The sequence below is a fragment of the Erythrobacter sp. BLCC-B19 genome, from assembly GCF_028621955.1.
Taxonomy (GTDB): Bacteria; Pseudomonadota; Alphaproteobacteria; order Sphingomonadales; family Sphingomonadaceae; genus Erythrobacter.
Map to the genome: position 1 here is coordinate 1380175 of NZ_CP117516.1, position 22371 is coordinate 1402545.

27 protein-coding genes are annotated in these 22371 nt (G+C 67.9%); 8 read left to right on the top strand and 19 right to left on the bottom strand.

The window, feature by feature from the left end:
• Positions 1-8: 8 nt before the first annotated feature.
• A complete protein-coding gene (locus PS060_RS06425; RefSeq protein WP_273986292.1) occupies positions 9-464 on the bottom strand; it encodes a nucleoside deaminase in 456 nt (151 codons plus the stop codon).
• A gap of 130 nt (positions 465-594) precedes the next feature.
• Here PS060_RS06425 and rpmB point away from each other — a divergent pair, with 130 nt between their 5' ends.
• Complete coding sequence (gene rpmB / locus PS060_RS06430; protein WP_104941065.1) at positions 595-882, top strand: 50S ribosomal protein L28; 288 nt, start codon at positions 595-597, stop codon at positions 880-882.
• Between the two features lie 223 nt (positions 883-1105).
• On the opposite strand, the gene PS060_RS06435 is transcribed toward rpmB, so the two are convergent.
• From PS060_RS06435 to xseA, 3 genes are all read right to left on the bottom strand, one after another.
• Positions 1106-2074, bottom strand: a complete 969-nt coding sequence (locus PS060_RS06435; protein WP_273986293.1) for an esterase-like activity of phytase family protein — start codon at positions 2072-2074, stop codon at positions 1106-1108.
• Positions 2075-2166: 92 nt separating this feature from the next.
• Complete coding sequence (locus tag PS060_RS06440) at positions 2167-2370, bottom strand: DUF2093 domain-containing protein (RefSeq protein WP_273986294.1); 204 nt, start codon at positions 2368-2370, stop codon at positions 2167-2169.
• 24 nt (positions 2371-2394) lie between these two features.
• The gene (xseA, locus tag PS060_RS06445; RefSeq protein WP_273986295.1) at positions 2395-3882 is read right to left on the bottom strand and encodes an exodeoxyribonuclease VII large subunit; all 1488 of its coding nucleotides are present in this window, start codon (positions 3880-3882) and stop codon (positions 2395-2397) included.
• Here xseA and purD point away from each other — a divergent pair.
• Positions 3881-5155 (top strand): phosphoribosylamine--glycine ligase, encoded by a 1275-nt coding sequence (purD, locus tag PS060_RS06450; protein WP_273986296.1) that lies wholly within the window; start codon positions 3881-3883, stop codon positions 5153-5155. The two genes, xseA and purD, sit on opposite strands and share 2 nt — an antisense overlap.
• 151 nt (positions 5156-5306) lie before the next feature.
• Positions 5307-5738, top strand: coding sequence for a hypothetical protein (locus PS060_RS06455; protein WP_273986297.1), 432 nt, complete (start codon positions 5307-5309; stop codon positions 5736-5738).
• 161 nt (positions 5739-5899) lie between these two features.
• On the opposite strand, the gene PS060_RS06460 is transcribed toward PS060_RS06455, so the two are convergent.
• Positions 5900-6898, bottom strand: a complete 999-nt coding sequence (locus tag PS060_RS06460) for an adenosine kinase (RefSeq protein ID WP_273986298.1) — start codon at positions 6896-6898, stop codon at positions 5900-5902.
• Positions 6899-7026: 128 nt separating this feature from the next.
• Between PS060_RS06460 and PS060_RS06465 the strand changes: the two genes are divergently transcribed.
• Genes PS060_RS06465 through PS060_RS06475 form a run of 3 tightly spaced genes read left to right on the top strand, consistent with a single transcriptional unit; the run spans position 7027 to position 9160 of the window.
• The gene (locus tag PS060_RS06465) at positions 7027-7743 is read left to right on the top strand and encodes an EI24 domain-containing protein (RefSeq protein ID WP_273986299.1); all 717 of its coding nucleotides are present in this window, start codon (positions 7027-7029) and stop codon (positions 7741-7743) included.
• Positions 7740-8156: a hypothetical protein gene (locus PS060_RS06470; protein WP_273986300.1), complete on the top strand. Its 417-nt coding sequence runs from the start codon at positions 7740-7742 to the stop codon at positions 8154-8156. Before PS060_RS06465 ends, PS060_RS06470 begins: the two co-directional genes overlap by 4 nt.
• A gap of 59 nt (positions 8157-8215) precedes the next feature.
• Entirely contained in the window at positions 8216-9160 is a 945-nt protein-coding gene (locus PS060_RS06475) for a hypothetical protein (RefSeq protein WP_273986301.1), read from the top strand.
• 138 nt (positions 9161-9298) lie between these two features.
• Here PS060_RS06475 and PS060_RS06480 read toward each other — a convergent pair whose 3' ends face one another.
• The 14 genes from PS060_RS06480 to PS060_RS06545 all read right to left on the bottom strand — a co-directional run bounded on the left by PS060_RS06480 (position 9299) and on the right by PS060_RS06545 (position 19173).
• Positions 9299-9658 (bottom strand): HesB/IscA family protein, encoded by a 360-nt coding sequence (locus PS060_RS06480; RefSeq protein ID WP_273986302.1) that lies wholly within the window; start codon positions 9656-9658, stop codon positions 9299-9301.
• Positions 9655-10149: a GNAT family N-acetyltransferase gene (locus PS060_RS06485; protein ID WP_273986304.1), complete on the bottom strand. Its 495-nt coding sequence runs from the start codon at positions 10147-10149 to the stop codon at positions 9655-9657. The genes PS060_RS06480 and PS060_RS06485 overlap by 4 nt, the downstream gene beginning before the upstream one ends.
• A complete protein-coding gene (locus PS060_RS06490; protein ID WP_273986306.1) occupies positions 10146-10598 on the bottom strand; it encodes an SUF system Fe-S cluster assembly protein in 453 nt (150 codons plus the stop codon). The genes PS060_RS06485 and PS060_RS06490 overlap by 4 nt, the downstream gene beginning before the upstream one ends.
• Before the next feature lie 5 nt (positions 10599-10603).
• Positions 10604-11830 (bottom strand): aminotransferase class V-fold PLP-dependent enzyme, encoded by a 1227-nt coding sequence (locus PS060_RS06495; protein ID WP_273986309.1) that lies wholly within the window; start codon positions 11828-11830, stop codon positions 10604-10606.
• Positions 11827-12174, bottom strand: a complete 348-nt coding sequence (locus PS060_RS06500; protein WP_273986310.1) for a hypothetical protein — start codon at positions 12172-12174, stop codon at positions 11827-11829. The genes PS060_RS06495 and PS060_RS06500 overlap by 4 nt, the downstream gene beginning before the upstream one ends.
• Complete coding sequence (locus PS060_RS06505; protein WP_273986312.1) at positions 12171-12926, bottom strand: SufD family Fe-S cluster assembly protein; 756 nt, start codon at positions 12924-12926, stop codon at positions 12171-12173. Before PS060_RS06505 ends, PS060_RS06500 begins: the two co-directional genes overlap by 4 nt.
• Positions 12923-13666 carry a Fe-S cluster assembly ATPase SufC gene (sufC, locus tag PS060_RS06510; protein ID WP_273986314.1) on the bottom strand — a complete coding sequence of 248 codons (744 nt, stop codon included), beginning with the start codon at positions 13664-13666 and terminating at the stop codon, positions 12923-12925. Before sufC ends, PS060_RS06505 begins: the two co-directional genes overlap by 4 nt.
• Complete coding sequence (locus PS060_RS06515; protein ID WP_273986315.1) at positions 13666-14187, bottom strand: hypothetical protein; 522 nt, start codon at positions 14185-14187, stop codon at positions 13666-13668. Before PS060_RS06515 ends, sufC begins: the two co-directional genes overlap by 1 nt.
• Complete coding sequence (locus PS060_RS06520; RefSeq protein WP_273986316.1) at positions 14184-14798, bottom strand: DUF559 domain-containing protein; 615 nt, start codon at positions 14796-14798, stop codon at positions 14184-14186. Before PS060_RS06520 ends, PS060_RS06515 begins: the two co-directional genes overlap by 4 nt.
• Positions 14795-15175, bottom strand: coding sequence for an endonuclease domain-containing protein (locus PS060_RS06525; RefSeq protein ID WP_273986317.1), 381 nt, complete (start codon positions 15173-15175; stop codon positions 14795-14797). The genes PS060_RS06520 and PS060_RS06525 overlap by 4 nt, the downstream gene beginning before the upstream one ends.
• 86 nt (positions 15176-15261) lie before the next feature.
• Entirely contained in the window at positions 15262-16743 is a 1482-nt protein-coding gene (sufB, locus tag PS060_RS06530) for a Fe-S cluster assembly protein SufB (protein WP_273986318.1), read from the bottom strand.
• Positions 16740-17177: an SUF system Fe-S cluster assembly regulator gene (locus tag PS060_RS06535; RefSeq protein ID WP_273986320.1), complete on the bottom strand. Its 438-nt coding sequence runs from the start codon at positions 17175-17177 to the stop codon at positions 16740-16742. Before PS060_RS06535 ends, sufB begins: the two co-directional genes overlap by 4 nt.
• A 93-nt stretch (positions 17178-17270) precedes the next feature.
• Positions 17271-18116, bottom strand: a complete 846-nt coding sequence (locus PS060_RS06540; RefSeq protein ID WP_273986322.1) for a helix-turn-helix transcriptional regulator — start codon at positions 18114-18116, stop codon at positions 17271-17273.
• A 136-nt stretch (positions 18117-18252) separates the two neighbouring features.
• Positions 18253-19173: a helix-turn-helix domain-containing protein gene (locus PS060_RS06545; protein WP_273986323.1), complete on the bottom strand. Its 921-nt coding sequence runs from the start codon at positions 19171-19173 to the stop codon at positions 18253-18255.
• A gap of 321 nt (positions 19174-19494) precedes the next feature.
• Here PS060_RS06545 and PS060_RS06550 point away from each other — a divergent pair, with 321 nt between their 5' ends.
• Both PS060_RS06550 and ggt read left to right on the top strand, forming a co-directional pair.
• Positions 19495-20535, top strand: a complete 1041-nt coding sequence (locus PS060_RS06550; protein ID WP_273986324.1) for a quinone-dependent dihydroorotate dehydrogenase — start codon at positions 19495-19497, stop codon at positions 20533-20535.
• A gap of 11 nt (positions 20536-20546) precedes the next feature.
• The gene (gene ggt, locus PS060_RS06555) at positions 20547-22259 is read left to right on the top strand and encodes a gamma-glutamyltransferase (RefSeq protein WP_273986325.1); all 1713 of its coding nucleotides are present in this window, start codon (positions 20547-20549) and stop codon (positions 22257-22259) included.
• Positions 22260-22371 lie beyond the last annotated feature (112 nt).

The window sequence follows — 22371 nt, forward strand, 5'->3', positions numbered from 1 at the left end:
TCGCACACTCAACGCCGAGCGCTGAAAAACCCTTTGAGAAGCGCGGCGGATTCAGACTCGCCCATGCCGGAATAGACCTCGGGTCGATGCAGGCACTGCGGTTGGTCGAACACCCGCGCGCCGTGTTCCACCGCGCCGCCCTTGGGATCGCTCGCCGCGTAATAGAGCCGCGCGATCCGGGCATGGGCGATGGCCCCTGCACACATCGCGCAGGGTTCAAGCGTCACCCAAAGCTCGCACCCGGTCAGCCGTTCATCCCCCAGCGCCTTGGCCGCGGCGCGAATCGCCATGATTTCGGCATGGGCGGTGGGGTCGTGATCGGTGCGGGGCGCGTTATGCGCCTGTGCGATGATCGCGCCACCCTTGACGATCACCGCGCCAATCGGCACTTCGCCCGCATCGGCGGCGGCGCGCGCAGCGTCGAGCGCGGCTTGCATCGGCGGGGGAAGCGGCCAGCTGTTCATCCCCCGCGGGCTAGCCCCGTCAGCGCAGGCGCGCAACTTGCTTGACGATTCGGGTCTGCCCCGTTATGCGCGCCGCTTTCCTTGCCCAGCCTCGTGCCCGGGCCTGACCTTTATCGAGAAGAGACACATCATGTCGCGCATCTGCGAACTGACCGGCAAGGGCCGCCAGGTCGGCCACAATGTGAGCCACGCCAACAACAAGACCAAGCGCGTGTTTCTGCCCAACCTGCAGAACGTGACGCTGATGAGCGAAAAGCTGGAGCGCAGCTTCAAGTTCCGCGTCTCGACCCACGGTCTGCGCTCGGTCGAGCACAATGGTGGGCTCGACAACTGGCTGCTCAAGACCAGCGACGACAAGCTTTCGGCCAACGCGCAGAAGGTGAAGCGCGAGCTGGTGAAGGCCAACGCCGCCGCTTAAGCCGCGCCTGTCCCCTTGAGGGCTGGTAGCGAATCGAACAAGCGTCCGGGTTTCCGGGCGCTTTTTCGTATTTGTTTTCCGATCGCGCTTTGCGCGATGCAGACTTCCCGTCGCGCCTCCCCACCCGGCCACCAAGAATACCATTACGGTATGGTGGCCGGGTGGGGAGGCGGGGCGGGAGGTCTGCGTCACCGCAGGTGGCCGCCAACCAAGCACGCCTCCCTCACCCCTTCCAGTCGAACCGCACCAGCAGGCTCTTCTGGAAGGCTGAGAGATTGTCGTCCGAGATCAGCCAGACGGCGCCCTTGGCCGGATCATCGGCTGAGGGGATGAAGGCGATTCCTTCGAAATTGTCGGCAAAGATGCCGCCCTGCAGCCGTTGGATGATCCGCGCGCGCCATGTGCTGCCGGGCTTGATCATGCGCGAATCGGCGATGGCGATGGCGGTGTCGAAGCGCACCGGAAAGGCATATTCGACCCGGCGCAGGAGGATCAGCACCCGCCCGTCGGGCAGCGCGGTGGCGTCGACGGGGTCGTAATCGGGCCAGGACTGGAACTGGAAGCGGGCCGCCTCGCCGGGTTTCACCGGGTCGCCGGGGAACAGCAGTGCCCGGTGCAGCAACGCCTCGCCGCGCTTGGAGCCCTCGGCGATCACCACGAACCGCCCGTCGGCAAGGCGCACCATCGTCTCGGGCCCGCTATTGTCGCTCCAGCGCTCCATTTCGGGCGGCTCGCGATGCGCGCGCGCGCCGCCGGGCGACAGGCGTTCGATGCGGTTGTAATACTCATAGGCCGCCCACAAGGTGCCGCTCGCCGGATCATGCGCGAGCGCTTCGAGATCGACCACCTCGCTGCGGGTGCTGGCGCGCAGGGCGATGAAGCGGAAGCTGTCGGGGGCGACCTTCGGGGCAGGGCCGGTGAGGTCGATGTCGAGCAGCCAGCCGCGGTCGCTGCCCGCGATCAGCTTTGTGCGCCCTGCGGCGACGAGTGCGGAAAAGCCCCCGAACCAGCCATGTGCTGCGGTCAGTTCCCACACCCCGGTCAGCGCCAGCTCGCCTGCCACCCCTTCGCGTGTCGCCAGCGGCGTGACCGTGACCACGGCGCCATTCTGGCGAAGGCCCGTGGGGGTGCGCAGGAACGTGCCGGGGGCCAGCCCGATGACGACAAGAGCGAGAAGCAGCCAGCGGACCATGCTTTCAAGGCCTTGAGGCTTCACGTGAGCATGGTCAACCGCGATGGCGGTCTAGGCGGCCATCGCGGGCGACCGGTTGCTTCGAGAGAGGATCAGCCGAGGCCGAGCAGGCGCCGGGTCGCGATCTCGCACGAGGCATAGGCCTCTTGCCGCTCGGCGCTCCAGTAGAGCAGCTCGGCAAGCGGGATCGCCTCGCCCGTCACCGCGCACAGCACATGGCTGCCCGGGCGCAGGACGCGGAAGCTCGAGGGGCCGTAGTAAAGCTTGGCCGTCTTGTCGGCGGAGGACATCAACATGGGCACAAGGATAGCACCGAGTGGCTAGCTGAACAAATCATCTTGTTGCGGCGAGGGGGCGACGGGCCGTTTGCGCGGAGGCGAAGCTGGCGGCGCGGCCGGGGCCGGGGCCGGGGCGGGCGCGGCGCCAGCCGGATGTGCCGCAAGCGTGCCGTCGCGGAATTGCACCGTCAGCAGCGCCGCGCTTGCTGCCTCGGCGCGGGTGGTCAACGCGCGTCCCTCGGCATTGCGGATGATGGCGTAGCCGCGCTCCAGCGGCTTTTCGGGATGGAGCTGGCTCATCACCCGCGTCAGTGCGGCGAGCCGGTCAGACCCGTGCCGCAAGGGCCGCTCGATCAACGCCGCGCTGAGGCGCGCCCGGTCAAGCCGCCGCTGCGCCTCGCTCGCCGAGCGGGTCAGCAGGCTGGGCGAAAGCCGCGCGCCCACCCCGGCGAGCCGCTCGCGTCCCTTGGCCGAACGGTCACCCAGCGCGCGGCGCAGGCGGTCGGACAGGTCATCGAGCCGCTGGGCCTGCGGGGCGAGGAGATGTTCCGGGCGCGGCAGCAAGCGGGCCCGCGCTTCGAGCCGCTCGCGTCCCAGCTCGACCGGACGATACACCGCGCGGCGCTGGCGGGCGGCGAGATCGGTGAGGGTGAAGGCAAGGTCGGCGCGCACCGGCACGGCCATTTCGGCGGCAGCGGTGGGCGTGGGCGCGCGGCGATCGGCGGCGAAATCGGCGAGCGTGGTGTCGGTCTCATGCCCTACGGCGCTGATGACGGGGATCGAGCATTCGGCGATGGCGCGCACCACCACTTCCTCGTTGAAGCTCCACAGATCCTCGATCGAGCCGCCCCCGCGTGCGACGATCACCACGTCGGGGCGGGGGATGGGGCCACCCGCTTCCAGCGCCGAGAACCCGCGCACCGCCGCCGCCACCTGCTCGGCCGCGCCTTGTCCTTGCACCAGCACCGGCCAGACCAGCACGTGGCTCGGGAAACGGTCGGCGAGGCGGTGGAGAATGTCGCGGATCACCGCGCCGGTCGGCGAGGTGACGACCCCGATCACACGCGGCAGGAAGGGCAGGGGACGCTTGCGGCCCGCGTCGAACAGCCCTTCAGCTGCCAGCCGAGCGCGGGTCTTCTCCAGCAGCGCCAGCAGCGCGCCCTCGCCCGCCAGCTCCATGGAATCGATCACGATCTGGTATTTGGAGCGCCCGGGATAGGTCGTCAGCTTGCCGGTGGCGATCACCTCAAGGCCATCTTCGGCGCGGAAGTTGAGGCGGGCCGCGTTGCCCTTCCACATCACCCCGTCGATCACCGCGCCGTCATCCTTCAGGGCGCAGTAGAAGTGGCCGGATGCCGCGCGCTTCACCCCCGACAATTCGCCGCGCAGCCGCACGAAGCCGAAGCGGTCCTCGACCGTGCGCTTCAGCAGCGCGGAAATCTCGCTGATGGTCAGCGGCTGGGCGTTGTCGCCCTGCCGTTCGCGCGCTACCAGCCCGGCATCACTTTCGGAGTTGGGCGGAGGGGCCATGAATATCCTGCTTCTGGGGTCTGGGGGCCGCGAACATGCGCTGGCGTGGAAGCTGGCGCAATCCCCTGCCTGCGACCGGCTCTATGCTGCCCCCGGAAATCCCGGTATCGCCGAGGAAGCCGAGTGCGTGGCGCTCGACGCGACCGATCATGGCGCGGTGATCGCCTTTTGCCGCGAGCACACCATCGGCCTCGTGGTCGTCGGCCCCGAGGCGCCGCTGGTCGACGGGCTGTCGGATTCGCTGCGGGCGGCGGGCGTGCCGGTGTTCGGCCCTTCGCAGGCGGCGGCGCAGCTCGAGGGCTCCAAGGGCTTTACCAAGGACCTCTGCGCCCGCGCCGGCATCCCCACCGCAGGCTATGTCCGCACCAGCAGCCTTGAGGAAGCCCGCGCTGCCCTTGCCAGCTTCCAGCCGCCTTACGTGCTCAAGGCCGATGGCCTCGCGGCAGGCAAGGGCGTGGTGATCGCCGCGACCCTCGCCGAGGCCGAGGAAACCCTCGCCGATATGTTCGGCGGCGCCTTCGGCGGGGCGGGCGCGCAGGTGGTGATCGAGGAATTCATGGAAGGCGAGGAAGCGAGCTTCTTCGCGCTCACCGACGGCACCGCGATCGTCCCCTTCGGCTCGGCGCAGGACCACAAGCGCGTGGGCGACGGCGACACCGGCCCCAACACCGGCGGGATGGGCGCCTATTCCCCCGCGCCGGTGCTGACGAGCGAATTGCAGGCCCGCGTGATGGCCGAGATCATCGCACCCACGGTGCGCACCATGCGCGCAGAGGGGAACCCCTATCAGGGCGTGCTCTTTGCCGGGCTGATGTTGACCGCCGACGGCCCCAAACTGATTGAATACAACGCCCGCTTCGGCGACCCCGAATGTCAGGTGCTGATGATGCGCCTTGAGAGTGATCTGGTGGCGCTGATGCTCGCCTGTGCCACGGGCACGCTCGAAGGCACCGAGGTCGCCCTCAGCGATGCAACCGCGCTGACCGTGGTGATGGCGGCCAAGGGCTACCCCGGCACGCCCGTGAAGGGTGGCGCGATCGACTTGGCGGGGGTGGAGCCGGGCGCGGTCAAGATATTCCACGCCGGCACCGCGCTTGCGGACGGCGCGCTGGTGGCGAATGGCGGCCGGGTGCTCGCCGTCACCGCGATGGGCGCCAGCGTCACCGAAGCGCAGGCCAAGGCCTATGCCGCGGTCAATGCGATCCGCTTCCCCTCAGGCTTCTGCCGCCGCGACATCGGCTGGCGGGAAGTGGCGCGGGAGCAGGCGGTATAACCAGCCACTCCTCTGGCTTATTCCGCCTTCCCGGGCTTGACCCGGGACCCCGCTTCTCCTTCTTTCCAGCGTGACAAGGCAGTGGGGCCCCGGATCAAGTCCGGGGAGGCGAGTTGGCGATCAACCCCTCCAGGTGTGCCGATCAGCAAATTTGATCCCGATCAAAGACGCTGGCCTTGGGCAGGCCCACAAGGCCAGCATGACCCACCGCCTCACCTTCATCGCCGCTGCGACCTTGGCCCTCGCCGCCTGCGCCGCCGCGCCCGGCATCGACAATCCGCCGCCCATGCTCGGCAAGGCGACCGCGCCCTCGCCCGATACCCGTGCGCCGGCCTTTATCGAGGCGGCTTGCGGGGGGTGTCATGCGGTCGAGCCACCGTTCCTCTCGCCCAATCCGGCCTCGCCCAGCTTTGCCGCGATTGCCAACCGGCCGGGGCTGTCGGAGCGGTCGCTCGCGGATTGGCTGGCCGACGCGCACAATTACCCGGAGGATATGGACTTCACCCTCACCCGCCCTCAGATCGACCAGATCGCGGGCTACATGGTGACCCTGCGCGACGCGGGCTACGTGCCCGACGAATAGCGCCGCGTCATCGCACACGGCGATCCAGGCGCAGACCCACCGTGTGGCGTTGATCGGCTGTGAAGCAGCCGCGAGCGCACGCGCGTGAGCCGCAGGTGCTCAAGCCCGCAGGGCTTGAAACAGCACCGAGGACGTGCCCGCGGAGGCGGGCACGCAAGGCATCAAAGCCTTTCTTCCATCAGCTTGAGCATATCGGCCTCGGGCCGCGGGCCGTAATGCGCGATCACTTCCGAGGCGCAGATCGCGCCGCGCTTGAGGCAGCGGGTCAGCGGCTCGCCCTTGGCATAGCCCGACAGGAAGCCTGCCGCGAACTGATCGCCCGCGCCGGTGGTGTCGACCACCTTGATCACCGGCACCGCGGCGACTTCGGCGCGCTCGCCGTGCGCGATCGCGACGGCGCCCTTCTCGCTGCGGGTCGCCACCAGCACCGGCACCTTGCCGGCGACAGCGGCGAGGCCCGCCTCGAAGTCGTCCTCGCCCGTCAGCGTCGCCAGCTCGGTTTCGTTGACGAACAGGATGTCGATGATGCCGTCCTCGATCATGCTGCGGAAATCGTCGCCGTGGCGGGCGATCACGAAGCTTTCGGAGGCGGTGAAGGCGACCTTGCGGCCCGCTTCGCGCGCGACTTCGATGGCGCGGCGCATGGCGCGGCGGGGCTCTTCGGGATCCCACAGATAGCCTTCGAGATAGAGGATCGCGGCGCTGGCGATCAGCTCTTCATCGAGCGCTGCGGCAGGCAGGAACTGGCCTGCGCCGAGGAAGGTGTTCATCGTGCGCTCGCCATCGGGCGTCACGAAGATCAGCACGCGGCCCGTCGCCGGTTCGCCGCTGCGGGCGGGCGTGTCGAAGTCGATGCCGGTGGCGCGCATATCGTGGCGGAACACCTTGCCGAGCTGGTCGTCGGCGACCTGCCCGATGAAGGCGCATTGCAGGCCGAGCGTGGCGAGCCCCGCCAGCGTGTTCGCCGCCGACCCGCCCGAAAGCTCGCGGGCGGGCGGCATGGCTTCGTAGAGTTCCTCGGCCCGCGCCTCGTCGATCAGGGTCATGCCGCCGCGGTTCAGTTGCAGCTCCTCGATCAGCTCCTCCTCGCAAGAGGCGATCACGTCGACCACGGCATTGCCGATGGCGATCACGTCGTAACGGGGGGCGGTGTCGGGCACTTGGGGGTTCCTTGGGTTGAGAAAAAGCGCGCTCCGCCTAGCCGCCTTCGTCGCGTGCGCCAAGCCATCTGTGCGTGGGGACGGCAGGTGCGTTGACTTCACGCGAGGGCCGCCGCATCGGGTGGGCCATGTCCGCCGTCCTCGCCGCGATGATGAAAGCCATTGGCCAGCTGGGCGACCGTGCCGTGGTGGCGGTGCTGGTCAAGAGCGTGGCGGTGACGCTGGTGCTGTTCGCCGTGGCGGGCGCGGGGCTCTATGCCGCGATCCCGCTGATGGCGGAGAGTGAGTGGTTCGCGGCGCTGATCCCCCCGGTCATCGGCGGGCCGTTGCTGATCGCTGCGATGGTGCTGGTCGCGCTTGTGGCGTTCTGGCTGCTGTTCCGGGTGGTGGCGCTGATGGTGCTCCAGTTCTTCGCCGACGAGGTGGTGGCGGCGGTCGAGGCGCGGCACTACCCGGCGCTGGCCGAGCGGGCGCGGCCTCTGCCGCTGGCGCGCGAGGTGTCGCTGGCGCTGCGGGGGCTGCTGCGGGTGCTGGGCTATAACCTGCTGGCGCTGCCATTGGCGGTGCTGTTGCTGTTCACCGCGATTGGGCCGGGGCTGGTATTCCTTGGCGTGAATGCTGTGCTGATGGGGCGCGAATTCACCGATATGGCGTGGGTGCGGCATTGCGGGCCGGGCGGGGAGCGCGCCAATCCGGTGCCGTGGGGCGAGCGGGTGCTGCTGGGCGCAGGCGTGGCCGGGCTGATGCTGGTGCCGCTGGTCAATTTCCTCGCGCCAGTGATCGGCGCGGCGGCGGGGACGCATCTGGTGCTGCGCCGGATCGCGGCAGACGGGGGCGCGGCATGAGGCGCGCGTTCGCCCTCCTTGCGCTTGCGGCGCTGGTGCTCGGAGGCTGCGGCTCGGGCGGGAGCGGCCCGCGCCCGGCCCGCGCCTCGGCGGCGCCCGCCAAACCGTCCAGCGCCCCGCGCAGCTCCATCGTGGTCGTGCCCGAGGTCATGGCGCCCGCCGGGCTCGACGGCGTGATCGGCGCGCCCGCCGCCGCGCTCACCCGCCGGTTCGGCAACCCCCGCATTGATCTTGCCGAGGGCGATGCGAGGAAGCTCCAGTTTGCCGGGCCCGCCTGCGTGCTCGACATCTACCTCTACCCCGTCACCGCCAGCGCGCCCGAGCCGACCGCGACCCATGTCGAGGCGCGGCTGCGGCAGGGCGGGGCGCCGACCGATCCGGGCAGCTGCATCCGCGAGGTCGAAAAGCGGTAACGCGGTCTTAAGCCTGTCTGTGCCATGCCCCGTGCGCAATCTCAGGGGACAGCACCAGCATGACGACCCAATTCATGGCCGTGGCGAAGGCCGCCGCCGCCGACGGCCGGATCACCGCCGAAGAGCTGCTCGCGCTGCGCCGCGAAGGCTGGGGCGATGGCATCATCACCCGCGCCGAGGCCGAAGCGCTGTTCGAACTCAACCGCGCACTGACCACGCGCACCCCCGAATGGTGCGACTTCTTCGTCGAGGCGGTGGGCGAATTCGTGCTCAACGGCACCCCGCCGCGCCTGCAATGCTCGCTCGAGGAGGCGGAGTGGCTGATCGGCCAGATCGAGGCCGACGGCAAGGTCGAGAGCATGGTCGAACTCGAAACCCTGGTGCGGATCATCGAGCGCGCCGAGAACACCCCTGACCGGCTCAAGAACTACGTTCTGGATGTGGTCGAGCGCGAAGTCCTGACCGGCACCGGGCCGACCCGCTGCGGCGGCGAACTCGCCGCGACCCGTATCACGGCGGCCGAATGTCGCATCATCCGCCGCGTGATCTTTGCCAGCGGCGGCCACGGCCCGGCGGCTGTCACGCGCTTCGATGCCGAACTGCTGTTCCGCCTCAAGGACGAAACCCTCGCCGAGGAGAACGCGGCTGAGTGGGACGATCTGTTCATCGATGGCGTTGCCAATTATCTCAAGGGCTTCACCCTCAAGAACGCCCAGCTGACCCACGAGCGCCGCCGTGAGCTGGAGGCCTTTGTCGCTGACAATCAGGCCAATGTCGGGCGCTTCTTCGGTCGCATGGTGCGTGAGGCACCCCAGGCGGCCAACCACTTCGGCAAGGTGTTCGGGCGCAAGAAGCCTGCTGGCACCGATTACGAAGCGCTTGCCGCTGCGGGCGAGGTGGTGACGGATTTCGAGGCCGAGTGGCTCGAAAAGATGATCGCTGCCGATGGCGAGACCGACGAGCTGGAAAGCCGCCTGATCGCGCGGATCGCTGCCGAGGACTGAGCAGCCGTCCAGGCGGCGCAATGTTTCACGTGAAACACGTGGCCGCGCGCCAAGGTCTGCGCAAAACCGCGCAAGAACCTGCCAGCAGGCGACAACGGCGGCGTGATTGTCCGCGCGCTGTTCGCCCTGGCAGGCGTCTCAGACCATGAAGCTTTCGCCGCAGCCGCAGGCGCCCTTGGCGTTGGGGTTTTCGAACACGAAGCCCGCGCTGAAATCGTCCTCGCGCCAGTCCATGACAGAGCCGACGAGGTAGAGCACGCTTGCCCCGTCGATGTAGAACACGCCGCCCGGGGTGACGATCTTCTCGTCGAACTTCGCTTCGGTGGTGACGTAATCGACCGAATAGGCAAGGCCCGAACAGCCGCGCCGGGGGGTGGAGAGCTTGACGCCGATGGCGTCTTCGGGAGCCTTGCTCATCAGATCGGCGATGCGCGCCTCGGCAGAGGGCGTCAGGGTGACGGCGGCCTTCGGCGCGGCGCGGGTGGTGGTTTCGGTCATTTGAGCCTCTTCTGCCAGAACAGCGCGTGCCCGGTGGCGGGATCGAGCTGGTAGTCGCCATAGCCTTCGCGGGCATAGAGATGCCGCGCCGGATTGCCGCTCAGCACTTCCAATGTGATCTTGCACGCCCCGCGCTTCAAGGCCTCGGCCTCGACTGCCGCGAGCAGCGCCTTGCCGATCCCTGCGCCGCGATGGCCGGGCAGGACAGCAAGATCGTGGATATTGACCAGCGGCGCGGCGGCGAAGGTCGAATAGCCCATGAAGCAATTGGCAAGGCCTAAGGCGCGCGCGCCGATGCGTGCCAGCAACGAGAAGGCCTGCGGATTGGCCGCCAGATCGCTCGCGAGGCGCGCCTTGGTCGTCTCGGCGAGGGGCGCGCCGCCCCCCATCGGATCGCGCGCATAGGCATCGAGCAGCGCCACCACGTCAGCCGCATCGCGCGGGTCGTTATAGTCGGCAAGGCCGATGGCAAGGGCGATGGTGTCGCTCACAGCATCCCCAATTCGAGCCGCGCCTCGTCGCTCATCTTGTGCGGCCCCCACGGCGGATCCCACACGAGATTGACCTCGGCATCGCGGATCCCCGGCACGCTGGAGACGCGCAGTTCGACCTCGCCGGGCATCGATTCCGCCACAGGGCAATGCGGGGTCGTCAGCGTCATGGTGACGGTGGCGTCGCGGTTCTCGTCCACTTCGACGCCATAGATCAGGCCCAGGTCGTAGATGTTCACCGGGATTTCCGGGTCGAAGATTTCCCGCAGGGCTTCGATCACATCGGCCTGAAGGTCGCTTCCCGCACCACCGATCGGGCCTTCAGGCGGCTTGGCGGCGAGAAAGCCGTCGAGATAGTCGCGCTGGCGCGGCGCGGGAGTGGCGCCCGCCTCGTCGTCGATTGCATCTTCCACGCGGGCGCGGGGGGGCTTTTCGGTCGAGCTGTCCATCGCTCTCATCCTCTTCCAAAAATCTTGCGGGTGCGGGCGATCCCGGCGAGCAGCGCGTCGACATCGGCCTCGGTCGAATAGAGCCCGAAGCTGGCGCGCGCGGTGGCAGGGACGCCGAGGTAGTCCATCAAGGGCTGGGCGCAGTGGTGCCCGGCGCGGATCGCGACGTTGCTTTCGTCAAGGATCGTGCCGAGATCGTGCGGGTGGATGTCGTCCAGCGCGAAACTGACGATTCCGGCACTGTCGGCGGGGCCGAACAGGCGCACATCGTTCATTGCGCCCAGTTCGCGGCGGAGCTTGGCGACGAGCTGTTGCTCGTGGGCGTGGATGTGCGCGGGGCCGATGGCGCTGACGTAGTCCACGGCAGCCGCAAAGGCGACCGCCTCGGTGATCGCAGGGGTGCCCGCCTCGAACCGCTGCGGCCCGCTGGCATAGGTGGTCTTGGCGAAGGTTACCCGGTCGATCATCGCCCCGCCGCCCTGATAGGGGGGCATTGCGGCGAGAATGTCCGCCCGCGCCCACAGCGCCCCGATCCCGGTCGGGCCGTAGAGCTTGTGCGCGGAGAAGACGTAGAAGTCGCAAGCCAGTGCCGCGACATCGACCCCCATGTGCGGCGCGCTCTGGCACCCGTCGAGCAGCAGCTTCGCGCCCACCCTGTGCGCCAATGCGGCAGCGCGCGGGGCATCGAGCAGCGCGCCGGTGACGTTCGAGACATGGCCCAGCGCGACCAGCTTGTGCCGCTCGGTCAGCATCGCCTCTGCCGCATCGAGGTCGATCCGGTGGTCGTCGGTCAGCGGGCACACGTCGATCTGCGCGCCGACTTCCTCGGCCACCATCTGCCACGGCACGATGTTCGAATGATGCTCGGCCTGCGACAGCAGGATGCGGTCGCCGGGTTTGAGGTTTGCGCGGCCCCAGGTCTGCGCGACGAGATTGATCGCTTCGGTCGCGCCGCGGGTGAAGACCAGCTCGTCCTCGGTGCCGCCGATGAAGCGGGCGACGGTGCGCCGCGCCGCCTCGTAAGCGAGCGTCATCTCGGCCGAGCGGGTGTAGACCCCGCGGTGGACGGTCGCGTAATCCTCCCCCAGCGCGCGCGCCATGGCGTCGATAACGCTGCGCGGCTTCTGCGCGGTGGCGGCGGTGTCGAGGTAGTGCCAGGGTGTGCCGTCATGGGTGACCATGCCGGGGAAATCGGCCCTGAGGTCGCGCTCGATGGTCGCAGGCGCGTTCATGCCTTGGCCTCGTAATGCTCGCGGATCAGGCGATCGGCGAAGTAGCTGGCTTCGGCCTTCAGCATCTGCCGCTTGGTGATGGTGGTTTGCGCGTGGCTATTGGTCCAATAGACCGCATCGGCGGAATCGGCGGCGGCGTTGATCTGTGCCTCGCAGGTGTCCGCGATCTGCATCGCCCAGCCCCAGCGCTCGTCCGCATTGGGGGCGGGGGCATTGGCGGCAAGCCGTTCGGCCACGCCCGCGCGCAGGCAATCATGCGCCGCGCCAAGCTGCGCATTGGGCTGCGGCACGGTGCCGGTGAAAGCCGGTGCCTGCGCCAAGGCCAGGACGAGGATCAGGCTCACAGCTTGGCCCCCTCCAGCGCCGCCAGCGCGGCATCGAGCAGCCGCTCGCGCTCGCTCTCGTCCTCCAGCGCGACGAAGGCGTCGCCGATGAAGGCCTGCACCAGCAGGCGCTGCGCCGTGGCGGGATCGAGCCCGCGCGCCATCATGTAGAAGCGCGCCTGTTCGTCGAGCGCGCCGACTGTCGCGCCGTGGGCACATTTCACATCGTCGGCGAAGATTTCGAGCTGCGGAACGGCATTGGCGCTTGCGCCTGCCTCAAGCAGCAAGCCCTTGAAATCCTGCGCCGCATCGGTCTTCTGCGCATGGCGCGCGACCTTGATCTCGCCGAGGAAATTGCCGGTCGCGCCAGCCCAGTGAACCGCGCGGACGGTCTGGTTCGAGGTCGCCTCGGGCTCTGCGTGAATGACCTGCGTGATGAACTCGCGCGTGACGCCAGCCCCGCCAATCGTCACCCCGCCGAATTCGAAATGTGCCCCCTTGGCGAGGCGCACTTCGACCTCGACCCGGGTGTAATCGCCGCCCGCATTGGTAACGAAGAAAGCGGCGCTCGCGCCTTCGCCCAGCGTCACGCGGAAGCGATGCAGTTCGGGCGCGTCGGAGCCGACGACGAGGCAGCGCGTTAGGCTCTCGCCCGCGGGAACGTCGATCGCCTGCCACTGGTCAAGCGCCGCGACGCCAAGCCGCGCCACGCCGTCCATGTCGGCATAGCGCCAGGCTTCCTCGCGGCGGGTAGGGAGGGTCGCTACCGTCACGCCATCACCGCGTCATAGCCCTCGGCCTCGAGCCTCAGGGCGAGTTCCGGCCCGCCGGTCTCGACGATGCGGCCGCCCGCAAGGATGCTGACCTTGTCGGGCTTCACGACGTCGAGCAGGCGCTGGTAGTGGGTGATCAGCAGCACCGCCTTGTCGGGCGCGCGCATGATCGCATTGATCCCTGCGCCCACGATCCGCAGCGCGTCGATATCGAGGCCCGAGTCCGTCTCGTCCAGCACCGCAAAGGCCGGGTCGAGAATGCCCATCTGCACCATCTCGGCGCGCTTCTTCTCGCCGCCCGAGAAGCCGACATTGACCTGCCTTTTCAGCATTTCCATGTCCATCTTGAGCAGGCCCGCCTTGTCCTTGGCGAGCTTGAGGAACTCGCCGCCCGACAGCGGTTCGTCCCCACGCGCCTTGCGCTGCGCGTTCAGCGCCTCGCGCAGGAACTGGACGTTGGAGACGCCGGGGATCTCGACCGGGTACTGGAAGCCGAGGAACAGGCCTTTCGCCGCGCGCTCGTGCGGTTCCAAGGCCAGCAGATCCTCACCCCGGAAGGTCACGCTGCCAGCGGTCACCTCGTACCCCGGCTTGCCGCCCAGCACATTGGTCAGGGTCGATTTGCCCGCGCCGTTGGGGCCCATGATCGCGTGGATTTCCCCCGCAGGCACATGGAGCGAGAGACCCTTGAGGATCGGCTTGTCCCCGACGCTGGCGTGGAGATCGGTGATGGTAAGCATTAGGGTGTGTCCTTGCTGGCTTCGGCGGCGGCGGCGCTCGCATCGGTGCGGGCCTTGACCACGCTGGCATCGCGCAGTTCGATCACCAGCCCCTTGGGCCGCTCGGCCTCATAGGTGTCGCTCGCATTGGCAGCGCCGGCCATGCGCGCGAGGAATTGCTGGTCGAGATCGCGCCCGCGGGCGATGTGGATCTTGCCGATATTGTCGAACAGGGTGTCCACCTGTTCCGGGGTAAGCGTCGTCTTGGCCCCGGCGAGGTCGGTGTTGGAGGCGGCAATCGCCTTGGCCTTCACTTCGGCACAGCGCGCCACGTCGGCCGCGTGCTGGGCCTCGAAATCGGCCGTGCCCGCGATGCGCCGGTTGGCGACGGTGAGGCAGCGGCGATAATCGGCGACATAGGGCTGGATCAGGCGCGGATATTCGACCGTCCAGGTTTCCGGATTGTCGTTCTTGACGGCGAGGAGAGCTTCGCCGGCGGCTTGCAGGATGAACAGGGGGGCGAGAACGGTTGCGACGATCACGGCTTGCGGCTCCGGGTTGAGGGTCTGGTGCTGGCGGAACGATCCGCGCCGCGATCGGTGCCCCCTTTGTCGGCGCGTTCGCCGTTGCGGTCGTCCGAACGGCGCTTGGGGCGCTCGTAGGTCTGCTTGGGGTTGGCGGCCTTGTGCGCGCGGGCGGCGGCTTTGCGCTCCTCGATCCGCTCGCGCATGACGAGGGTGAGCTGCCTCAGCACCGCGTCGATATCGGTGAGGATATCGCTGGCGGCGATGCGCATCACCTTGATCCCGACGCTTTCGAGGCTCTTGTCGCGGCGCTTGGCGAGGGTGTCGTTCTGCCCCTCCTCGTCGATCGCGAGCGCGAGGCCGAGGTTGTGGCAGTTGAAATCGACAATCGCCGAGCCGACCACCGCGTGGCGCTTGAAGGTGTAGCGGCCCATGTCGGCGGCGGCGAACTTGGCGGCGAGCGCCTTGTGCGCCTCGGACGAGTGCCGCCGCAGCTCGCGCGCCTGTTCGTGCAGGGCATCGAGCCGCTTCTCCGAAATCTCCCACCCACGGCCCTTCTTCTTGAGCGCAGGGGCTTCGGCGGAGGAGGCGGCCTCGGGGTTGAGGGCGAGGGTTTTGCGGGTGGTCACTTTAGCCCCTCCCCTTCAGGGGAGGGGTTGGGGTGGGGGATAACCGCCTCACGCAAAGCCTCGCCGATCACGAACATCACCCCTTCAATATTTCCCATGACATCGGGATTGGTCACATGCAGCACTCGCACACCAAACTGCTTGAGATAGGCATCGCGCCGCGCATCCTTGTCCGGGTCGGAATGCGTGTCGCCGTCCACCTCGATGGCCAACTGCGCAGAAGGGCACCAGAAATCGACGATGCAGCGACCGATCACTTCCTGACGGCGGAACTTGAAGCCCTCGAACCGACTTCCGGACACCTCGCGCCACAGCCGCTTCTCGGGTTCGGTGGGGTTGCCGCGCATTTCGCGAGCGCGCTGCTTCAACTCCGCCAAGGCGTTTGCGGATAGGCCCCACCCCCGGCCCCTCCCCTGAAGGGGAGGGGAGTTTGTGCGCTTTGCCGTATCGGTAGGCGTCAGGTTCACCCCACGCTCCCTTCCAGCGAAATCGCCAGCAGCTTCTGCGCTTCGACGGCAAACTCCATCGGCAGCTCTTTCAGCACGTCCTTGGCAAAGCCGTTGACGATCAGCGCCACGGCTTCCTCTTCGCCGAGGCCGCGCTGCATTGCGTAGAACAGCTGTTCGTCGCTGATCTTGGAGGTGGTCGCCTCGTGCTCGATCTGGGCGCTGGGGTTCTTCACCTCGATATAGGGCACGGTGTGCGCGCCGCACTGGTCGCCGAGCAGCAGGCTGTCGCACTGGGTGAAGTTGCGCACGCCGCTCGCGGTCGGCCCGACGCGGACGAGGCCGCGATAGGTGTTGTTCGATCTTCCGGCCGAAATCCCCTTGGAGATGATCGTCGAGCGGCTGTTCTTGCCGTTGTGGATCATCTTGGTGCCGGTGTCGGCCTGCTGGTAATTGTTGGTGACCGCGACCGAGTAGAACTCGCCCACGCTATCCTCGCCGTTGAGGACGCAGGAGGGGTATTTCCACGTCACCGCCGAACCGGTTTCGACCTGAGTCCAGCTGACCTTCGAGCGGTCCCCCTGGCACAGCGCGCGCTTGGTGACGAAGTTGTAGATGCCGCCCTTGCCCTCGGCATTGCCGGGATACCAGTTCTGCACGGTCGAATATTTGATCTCGGCATCGTCCAATGCGACCAGTTCCACTACTGCGGCGTGGAGCTGGTTTTCGTCCCTCATCGGCGCGGTGCAGCCTTCGAGGTAGCTGACATAGGCGCCCTTGTCGGCGATGATCAGCGTGCGTTCGAACTGGCCGGTGTTCTCGGCATTGATGCGGAAATAGGTCGAAAGCTCCATCGGGCAGCGCACGCCTTCGGGCACATAGACGAAGGTGCCGTCCGAGAAGACCGCGCAATTGAGCGCCGCGAAGTAGTTGTCGCGCACCGGCACGACCTTGCCGAGCCACTTCTTCACCAGACCGGGATATTCGCGGATCGCCTCGGAGATCGAGAGGAAGATCACGCCCGCGCGCAGCAATTCCTCGCGGAAGCTGGTGGCGACGCTGACGCTATCGAACACCGCATCCACCGCGACCTTCTTCGCGCCCTTCACCCCGGCAAGCACTTCCTGCTCGCCCAGCGGGATGCCGAGCTTGTCGTAGACGCGCTTGATCTCGGGATCGAGGTCGTCGAGGCTGTCGAGCTCGATCTTCTTCTTGGGCGCGGCGTAGTAATAGGCGTCCTGATAGTCGATCGGGGGATAGCCGATCTTGGCCCAGTCAGGCTCTTCCATCGTCTGCCACAGGCGGAAGGCCTTAAGGCGCCAGTCGAGCATCCATTCGGGCTCGTTCTTCTTGGCGCTGATGAAGCGGACGGTGTCTTCGCTGAGGCCTTTGGGCGCGAATTCGGTTTCGATGTCCGATGACCAGCCATGCTCGTAATCGGCGACCTTGGCGGCGGCCTCGCGGGCCTCACGGTCTTGAATGTCGATCTCTTCGCTCATGCCGGGTGTTCCTCGGGGGTGGTCGCCGTATGGACGACAGGGCCGCGCAGCTGGGCAAGGGTGATCCCCGCCAGCGCGCCGCGCAGCGCATTGTTGATGATCGGCCAGTGCGGCTTCATGTTGCACCCGGCCTCGTAATCGCAGGCGGTGTGATCGACGCAGGCGGTGAGCGCGATGCGGCCCTCGATCGCCTCGACGATGTCCGCCACCGTGATCGCCGCCGCCGGGCGCCCGAGCTGAAGGCCGCCATGCGCGCCGCGCACGCTCCGCAGCAGGCCCGCCGCGGTCAGCTTCGAGACCAGCTTCTGCACCGTCGGCACCGGCAGCCCGGTCTCGGTCGCAAGCTCCGCCGCGCTCACCCGGCCGTTGCCGCAATGCAAGGCGGCCTGGCACATCGTGATGACGGCATAATCGGCAAGGTTGGACAGGCGCATATTGCGAGCGGTTCTCAATTCGGACGGAATCAGTCCGAATTGGCAATTAGGAGCGTTTCGCTCGCATTACAACCGCCAAAGCGCTGGCCGGCGTTACTCCGCCGCCGACTTGAGCGGCGCGCCCGCGTCGCCATGCGCAGCGGGATCGAGCAGGCTGCGCCCGAGCGACTCCTGCCGCAGCTGCGACGGCGTGCGCCCGGTGTAGCGGCGGATGTCGCGGATCAGGTGGGCCTGATCGAAAAAGGTCTCCATCAGCCGGTCGTGCACTTCCTGGCTGAGGCCCGGCTGCGCCAACACCATGGCTGCCCGCAGCGCCCGGAAGCGCTTGAGCACCTGCGCCGGGGCGACCCCGAAATAGCGGCGGCAGATGCGCTGCAACTGGCGCGGCGACACGCCGACGCTGGCATGGAGATCGGCGACCTTGGGGTCGAGGCTGCTCGCCAGCCAGTGCAGGATCGCCTCGGCGACGGCATTGTGCTCGGCGCGCGGCGTGAAGGGTGCGGCGGCGACCACGGCGGCCAGCGGGGCGCACAGTTCCTCTGGGGCGATCCGCCCTGCGCGGCAGGCGGCAGCCGCGTTTTCGAGCATGGTAATCTGGTCAGGGGTCAGCACCGCCTCGGCCGGGATCAGCTGATCGTGGACGGCATCGGCCGGCAGTCCGGCCAGCCGCTGCCATCCGATATGGGTGAGCGAAGCGCCGATCTGCAAGGCCGGGCCTTCGATCACGCACTGGGCTGCGCGCATCTGCGGCGCGTTGATCGTGATGGTGGACGAGGCCGCAGTCTGACCGTGGGCAAAGGTGAAGCGGGTCTGCCCCCGCACCATGATCACCAGCTGCGCCGAGTAGGCGGGCACCGGTTCCGCGACCCGTTCTTCGGCGGTTTCGATGACGTAGAATGTGTTGATCAGCCCCGCCACTTCAGCAGGCGGCGCGATCACCCTTGATCGGAATTGCAACCCAACCCTCTCCGCAAGCGGAGACCCCCTGTTCTGGTTCGGCGCGACCCTGTTTGCGACCTTGTTGCGCAACCTCAGCAACTTGTCGAGTCAGGTCTTTGCCATGGCCCCGCCGCCGTCACGGCTCCAGTTCGCGCAGATTGCGCGCGTCGATCATCTCGGCAAGATAGGGCGTCGAGGGATCGCCGAGCCGCGCCGGGGTGCGGCCGACGAAGTGGGTGATCTCGCGGATCATGTGCGGCTGATCGAAGAAGGCCTCGGAGATTTCCGCCTCGTCCTCAAGCGAAAGTGCGGGGGCCGAAAGCAGGGCCGCGGCGCGCAGGGCGCGATATTTGCGGGCGAGCGCGCGCGGGGGGAGGCCGAAGTAACGCTCTACCAGCCGCTGCACCTGCCGCGCCGAATAGCCCGCGACGCCTGCCAGCTCGCCCACTTCGGGGTTGAACGATGCCCCGAGCCAGCGCGCGGTGGCCGCCATCAGTTCGAGATGGCGCGGGTTGATCGGCTTGACGTTGCGACCGATGAAGTCGCCCAGCGCCAAGGCACATTCGCGGCCGGACATGGTGTTCTGCCGGTAGGCGGCGATGAGGCGCGCGCCCAGTTCCTCGATCTCCGGCCCGAGCACCTGCGCGGCGGGCAGCAGCCGGTCGCGGTGCTGCCCGGCGTGGAGGCCCGTCAGTGCCGCCCAGCCCACCGGACTGAGAGCAGCGCCAAAGGCATGGAACGGCCCCGCCACCACAATCGGGGTTGCGCGCGAGAGCGGGGTCAGCAGGCCAATCGGATGGTTCGGATCACGATGCCCCTGGGCAAAGTGCATCTCGCCCGTGCCGTAGGGAAACAGGCACAGATTGCCGATCGCGGCTGGCTGGATGTCGCGGATCTGGAGCTCGTCGCAGCGGAAATGGTAGAGCGTGGTGACGAAGGGCGCGATGGCCTCGGGCGGGGCGATGTAGTCGACAGCAATCAGCCGTGCCGCTGTCAGCGCAGCGTCATCGCCCGGCGGGTCGCGGGTCAGATCGGAGGAGGTCGATGGGGCATCCATGGCAAGGACTTGCCACTATTGCCGGATTTGGCCTGCCAGTCAAAAGTGGCAAAACCAACAAAAAGGGGCGGCACCCCAGGAGAGGCGCCGCCCATCTGAGTTGAGGAACTCTTTGCATCACTGCTCCGAGCCCTTCGGGTCGCAGGCAGGCACATAGCCTGCGATTCGTTCGCGGGATTGTATGCAAGCGACAAGCAATTCCCCCCGAACCGGGGGTAATGCAGATTAGCCTTCTGTAATCTAAATGAAATAATTCTGCACAAGGCTTGTTTTGGGTGATCCACTCGACATCGCGGGTCTGCTGCCATAGGCCGGACGGCGATGCTCTTCCGTCTGATAAAGCCCGCGCTCTTCGCTCTTGATTCCGAAACCGGACACCGGCTCGCCCTCCGCGCGCTCGCCGCGCTGCCGCTGCGCGCAGCGGCTGGGGCGCATGGCCCGCTGGCAATACAGGTGGCGGGCCTCGCCTTCCCCAATCCGGTCGGCGTGGCGGCGGGGTTCGACAAGGATGCCGAGGTGCCCGACGCGCTGCTGGGCCTCGGTTTCGGGTTCACCGAGGTCGGCTCGATCACCCCGCTGCCGCAGGCGGGCAACCCCAAGCCAAGGCTGTTCCGGCTGGTTGAGGACAGCGCGGTGATTAACCGCATGGGGTTCAACAATGGGGGCGGCGCGGCGGCTCTGGCGCGTTTGCAAGCGCGCGCCGGGCGGCCCGGCATCGTCGGGGTCAACATTGGCGCGAACAAGGATTCGGCGGATCGCATCGCCGATTATGCCGTGATGGCGCGGATGATGGCGCCGGTCGCGGACTATCTGTGCGTCAATATCTCCAGTCCCAACACGCCCGGCCTGCGCGCGCTTCAGGACGAAAGCGCGCTGACCGGCCTGCTCGATGCGGTGATCGCGGCGCGGGATGAAGCGGGCTGCGCGGCGGTGCCGATCTTCCTCAAGGTCGCGCCCGATCTCGAGCCTGCCGATATCGACGCCATCGCCCGCATCGCATTGGACAAGCAGCTGGGCGCGCTGGTGGTGTCGAACACCACGATCTCGCGGCCCGCTCTGCGCTCGCATCACGCAGGCGAGACCGGTGGCCTCTCGGGCGCGCCCTTGCGCAAGCTGGCCACCCAGCGCCTGCGCGATTTCCGCAAGGCGACCGGGGCTGCGATTCCCCTCGTCGGTGTCGGCGGCATCGCCACCGCCGAGCACGCCTGGGAGCGCATCCGCGCAGGCGCTTCGCTGGTGCAGCTCTATTCGGCGATGGTCTATGAAGGCCCGGGCCTTGGCGGGCAGATCGTGCGCGGGCTGGAGGCGCTGATGCGGCGCGACGGGTTCAGCAGCATTGCCGAAGCGGTGGGAAGCGAATAGCACCGCTGCCCATGCGCATCTTTCCTGCCCTGTTCGCCCCGCTGGCGCTGGCCCTGTCCGCCTGCGCCGCTACGCCGCCCCCCGCCACCGCCGCGGCTCCGGTCACCACCGGCGCGGTCAGCAGCGCCGATCCGCGCGCGACCGCGGCGGGCGAGGCGATCCTCGCGCAGGGCGGCTCGGCGGTCGACGCCGCGATTGCCGTGATGCTGGCACTGACCGTGGTCGAACCGCAGAGCTCCGGCATTGGCGGCGGCGGGTTCATGGTGCGCAGCGATGCCAAGAGCGGTGCGCTCGTCACTTACGATGGCCGCGAGACCGCGCCTGCCGCCGCCACGCCGACCCGCTTCCTCGACGCCAGCGGCAAGGTGCTCCCGCGCGAACCGCGCGTCTTCTCGGGCCTCAGCGTCGGGGTGCCAGGCAATATCGCTCTCGCCGCCAAGGCGCACGCAGAACACGGCACGCTACCCTGGGCCAAGCTGTTCGAACCCGCCATCGCGCTCGCCGAAGACGGCTTCGTGATGAACAAGCGGCTCTACGAATCGCTGAACGGCAACAAGGGCCGCGCCGATAAGAGCCCGGCCGCCAAGGCGGTGTTCTTCGGCGCGGACGGCAACCCGCTGCCGGTCGGCACGACGATCCGGGTGCCCGAGCTCGCCGCCACCTTCCGCACGCTCGCCAAGGAAGGCCCGCAGGCGATGTATGGCAGCACGGCCGCCGCGCAGCTCGCCGCCTATGTCGCGGGCGAGACCCCGCAGGACGGGCGCATGACCCCCGCCGACGTCACCGCCTACGCCGCCAAGGAACGCCCCCCGGTCTGCGCGCGCTACCGGGTTTACAAGGTCTGCGGCATGGGCCCGCCCTCCTCCGGCGGGATCGCGGTGGTGCAGATGCTCGGCCAGCTTGAGCGCTTCGATCTTGCCGCGCTCGGCCCCGACAGTCCGCAGTTCTGGCACCTGTTCATCGAGAGCCAGCGTCTCGCCTATGCCGACCGCGAGCTCTATTCGGGCGATGCCGATTTCGTCGCCGTGCCGGTCAGCGGGATGGTGGATCGCGGCTATCTTGCCCAGCGCTCGGCGCTGATTTCTCCCGACGCGCGGATCGCGAAGCCTGAAGCCGGAGTGCCCCCCGGCGCGCCGCTTGCGCGGGGGGATGGGCCAGAGGAGCCGGAGAACGGCACCACCCACTTTGCCGTGGTCGATGGGCAGGGCAATGCGGTTAGCTACACCTCGACCATCGAAGGCGCCTTCGGTTCAGGGCTGTTTTTCAAGGGCTTCTATCTCAACAACGAATTGACCGACTTCACCCTGACGCCCACCGCCGATGGCAAGCCGGTCGCCAACCGGGTCGAGGGTGGCAAGCGCCCGCGCTCGTCGATGGCACCGACCGTCGTCTATGATGCGCAAGGGCGGATCGTGCTGGTGATCGGGGCGGCCGGCGGCCCGACTATCCCCGTCACCGTGGCGCGCGCGATCATCGGCGTGCTCGACTTCCGCCTGAGCGCGCAAGAGGCGCTGGCGCTGCCCTTTGCGATGTCGTTCGGCGATAGCCTGTTGATCGAGGAAGGCACGCCGCTGGTGGCGATGCAGGCGGAGCTTGAGCGGCTCGGCCACAAGGGCATCCGCGCCGGGGCCGCGCCGATCAAGGCCAATGCGCTGGGCCGCCGCGCCGACGGCAGCTGGGAAGCGGCGACCGAACCGCGCCTTGTCAGCGTGGTCACGCCCTGAGCCGGAGGCGGGGAACGCGCGCTCTAGCGGCTTGCCGCTACGGCTGACACAATCTAATCAGGGCAGCGCACGCGGGTCGCACCGAGCCTCGCGAACGATAACTTCGAAGGGA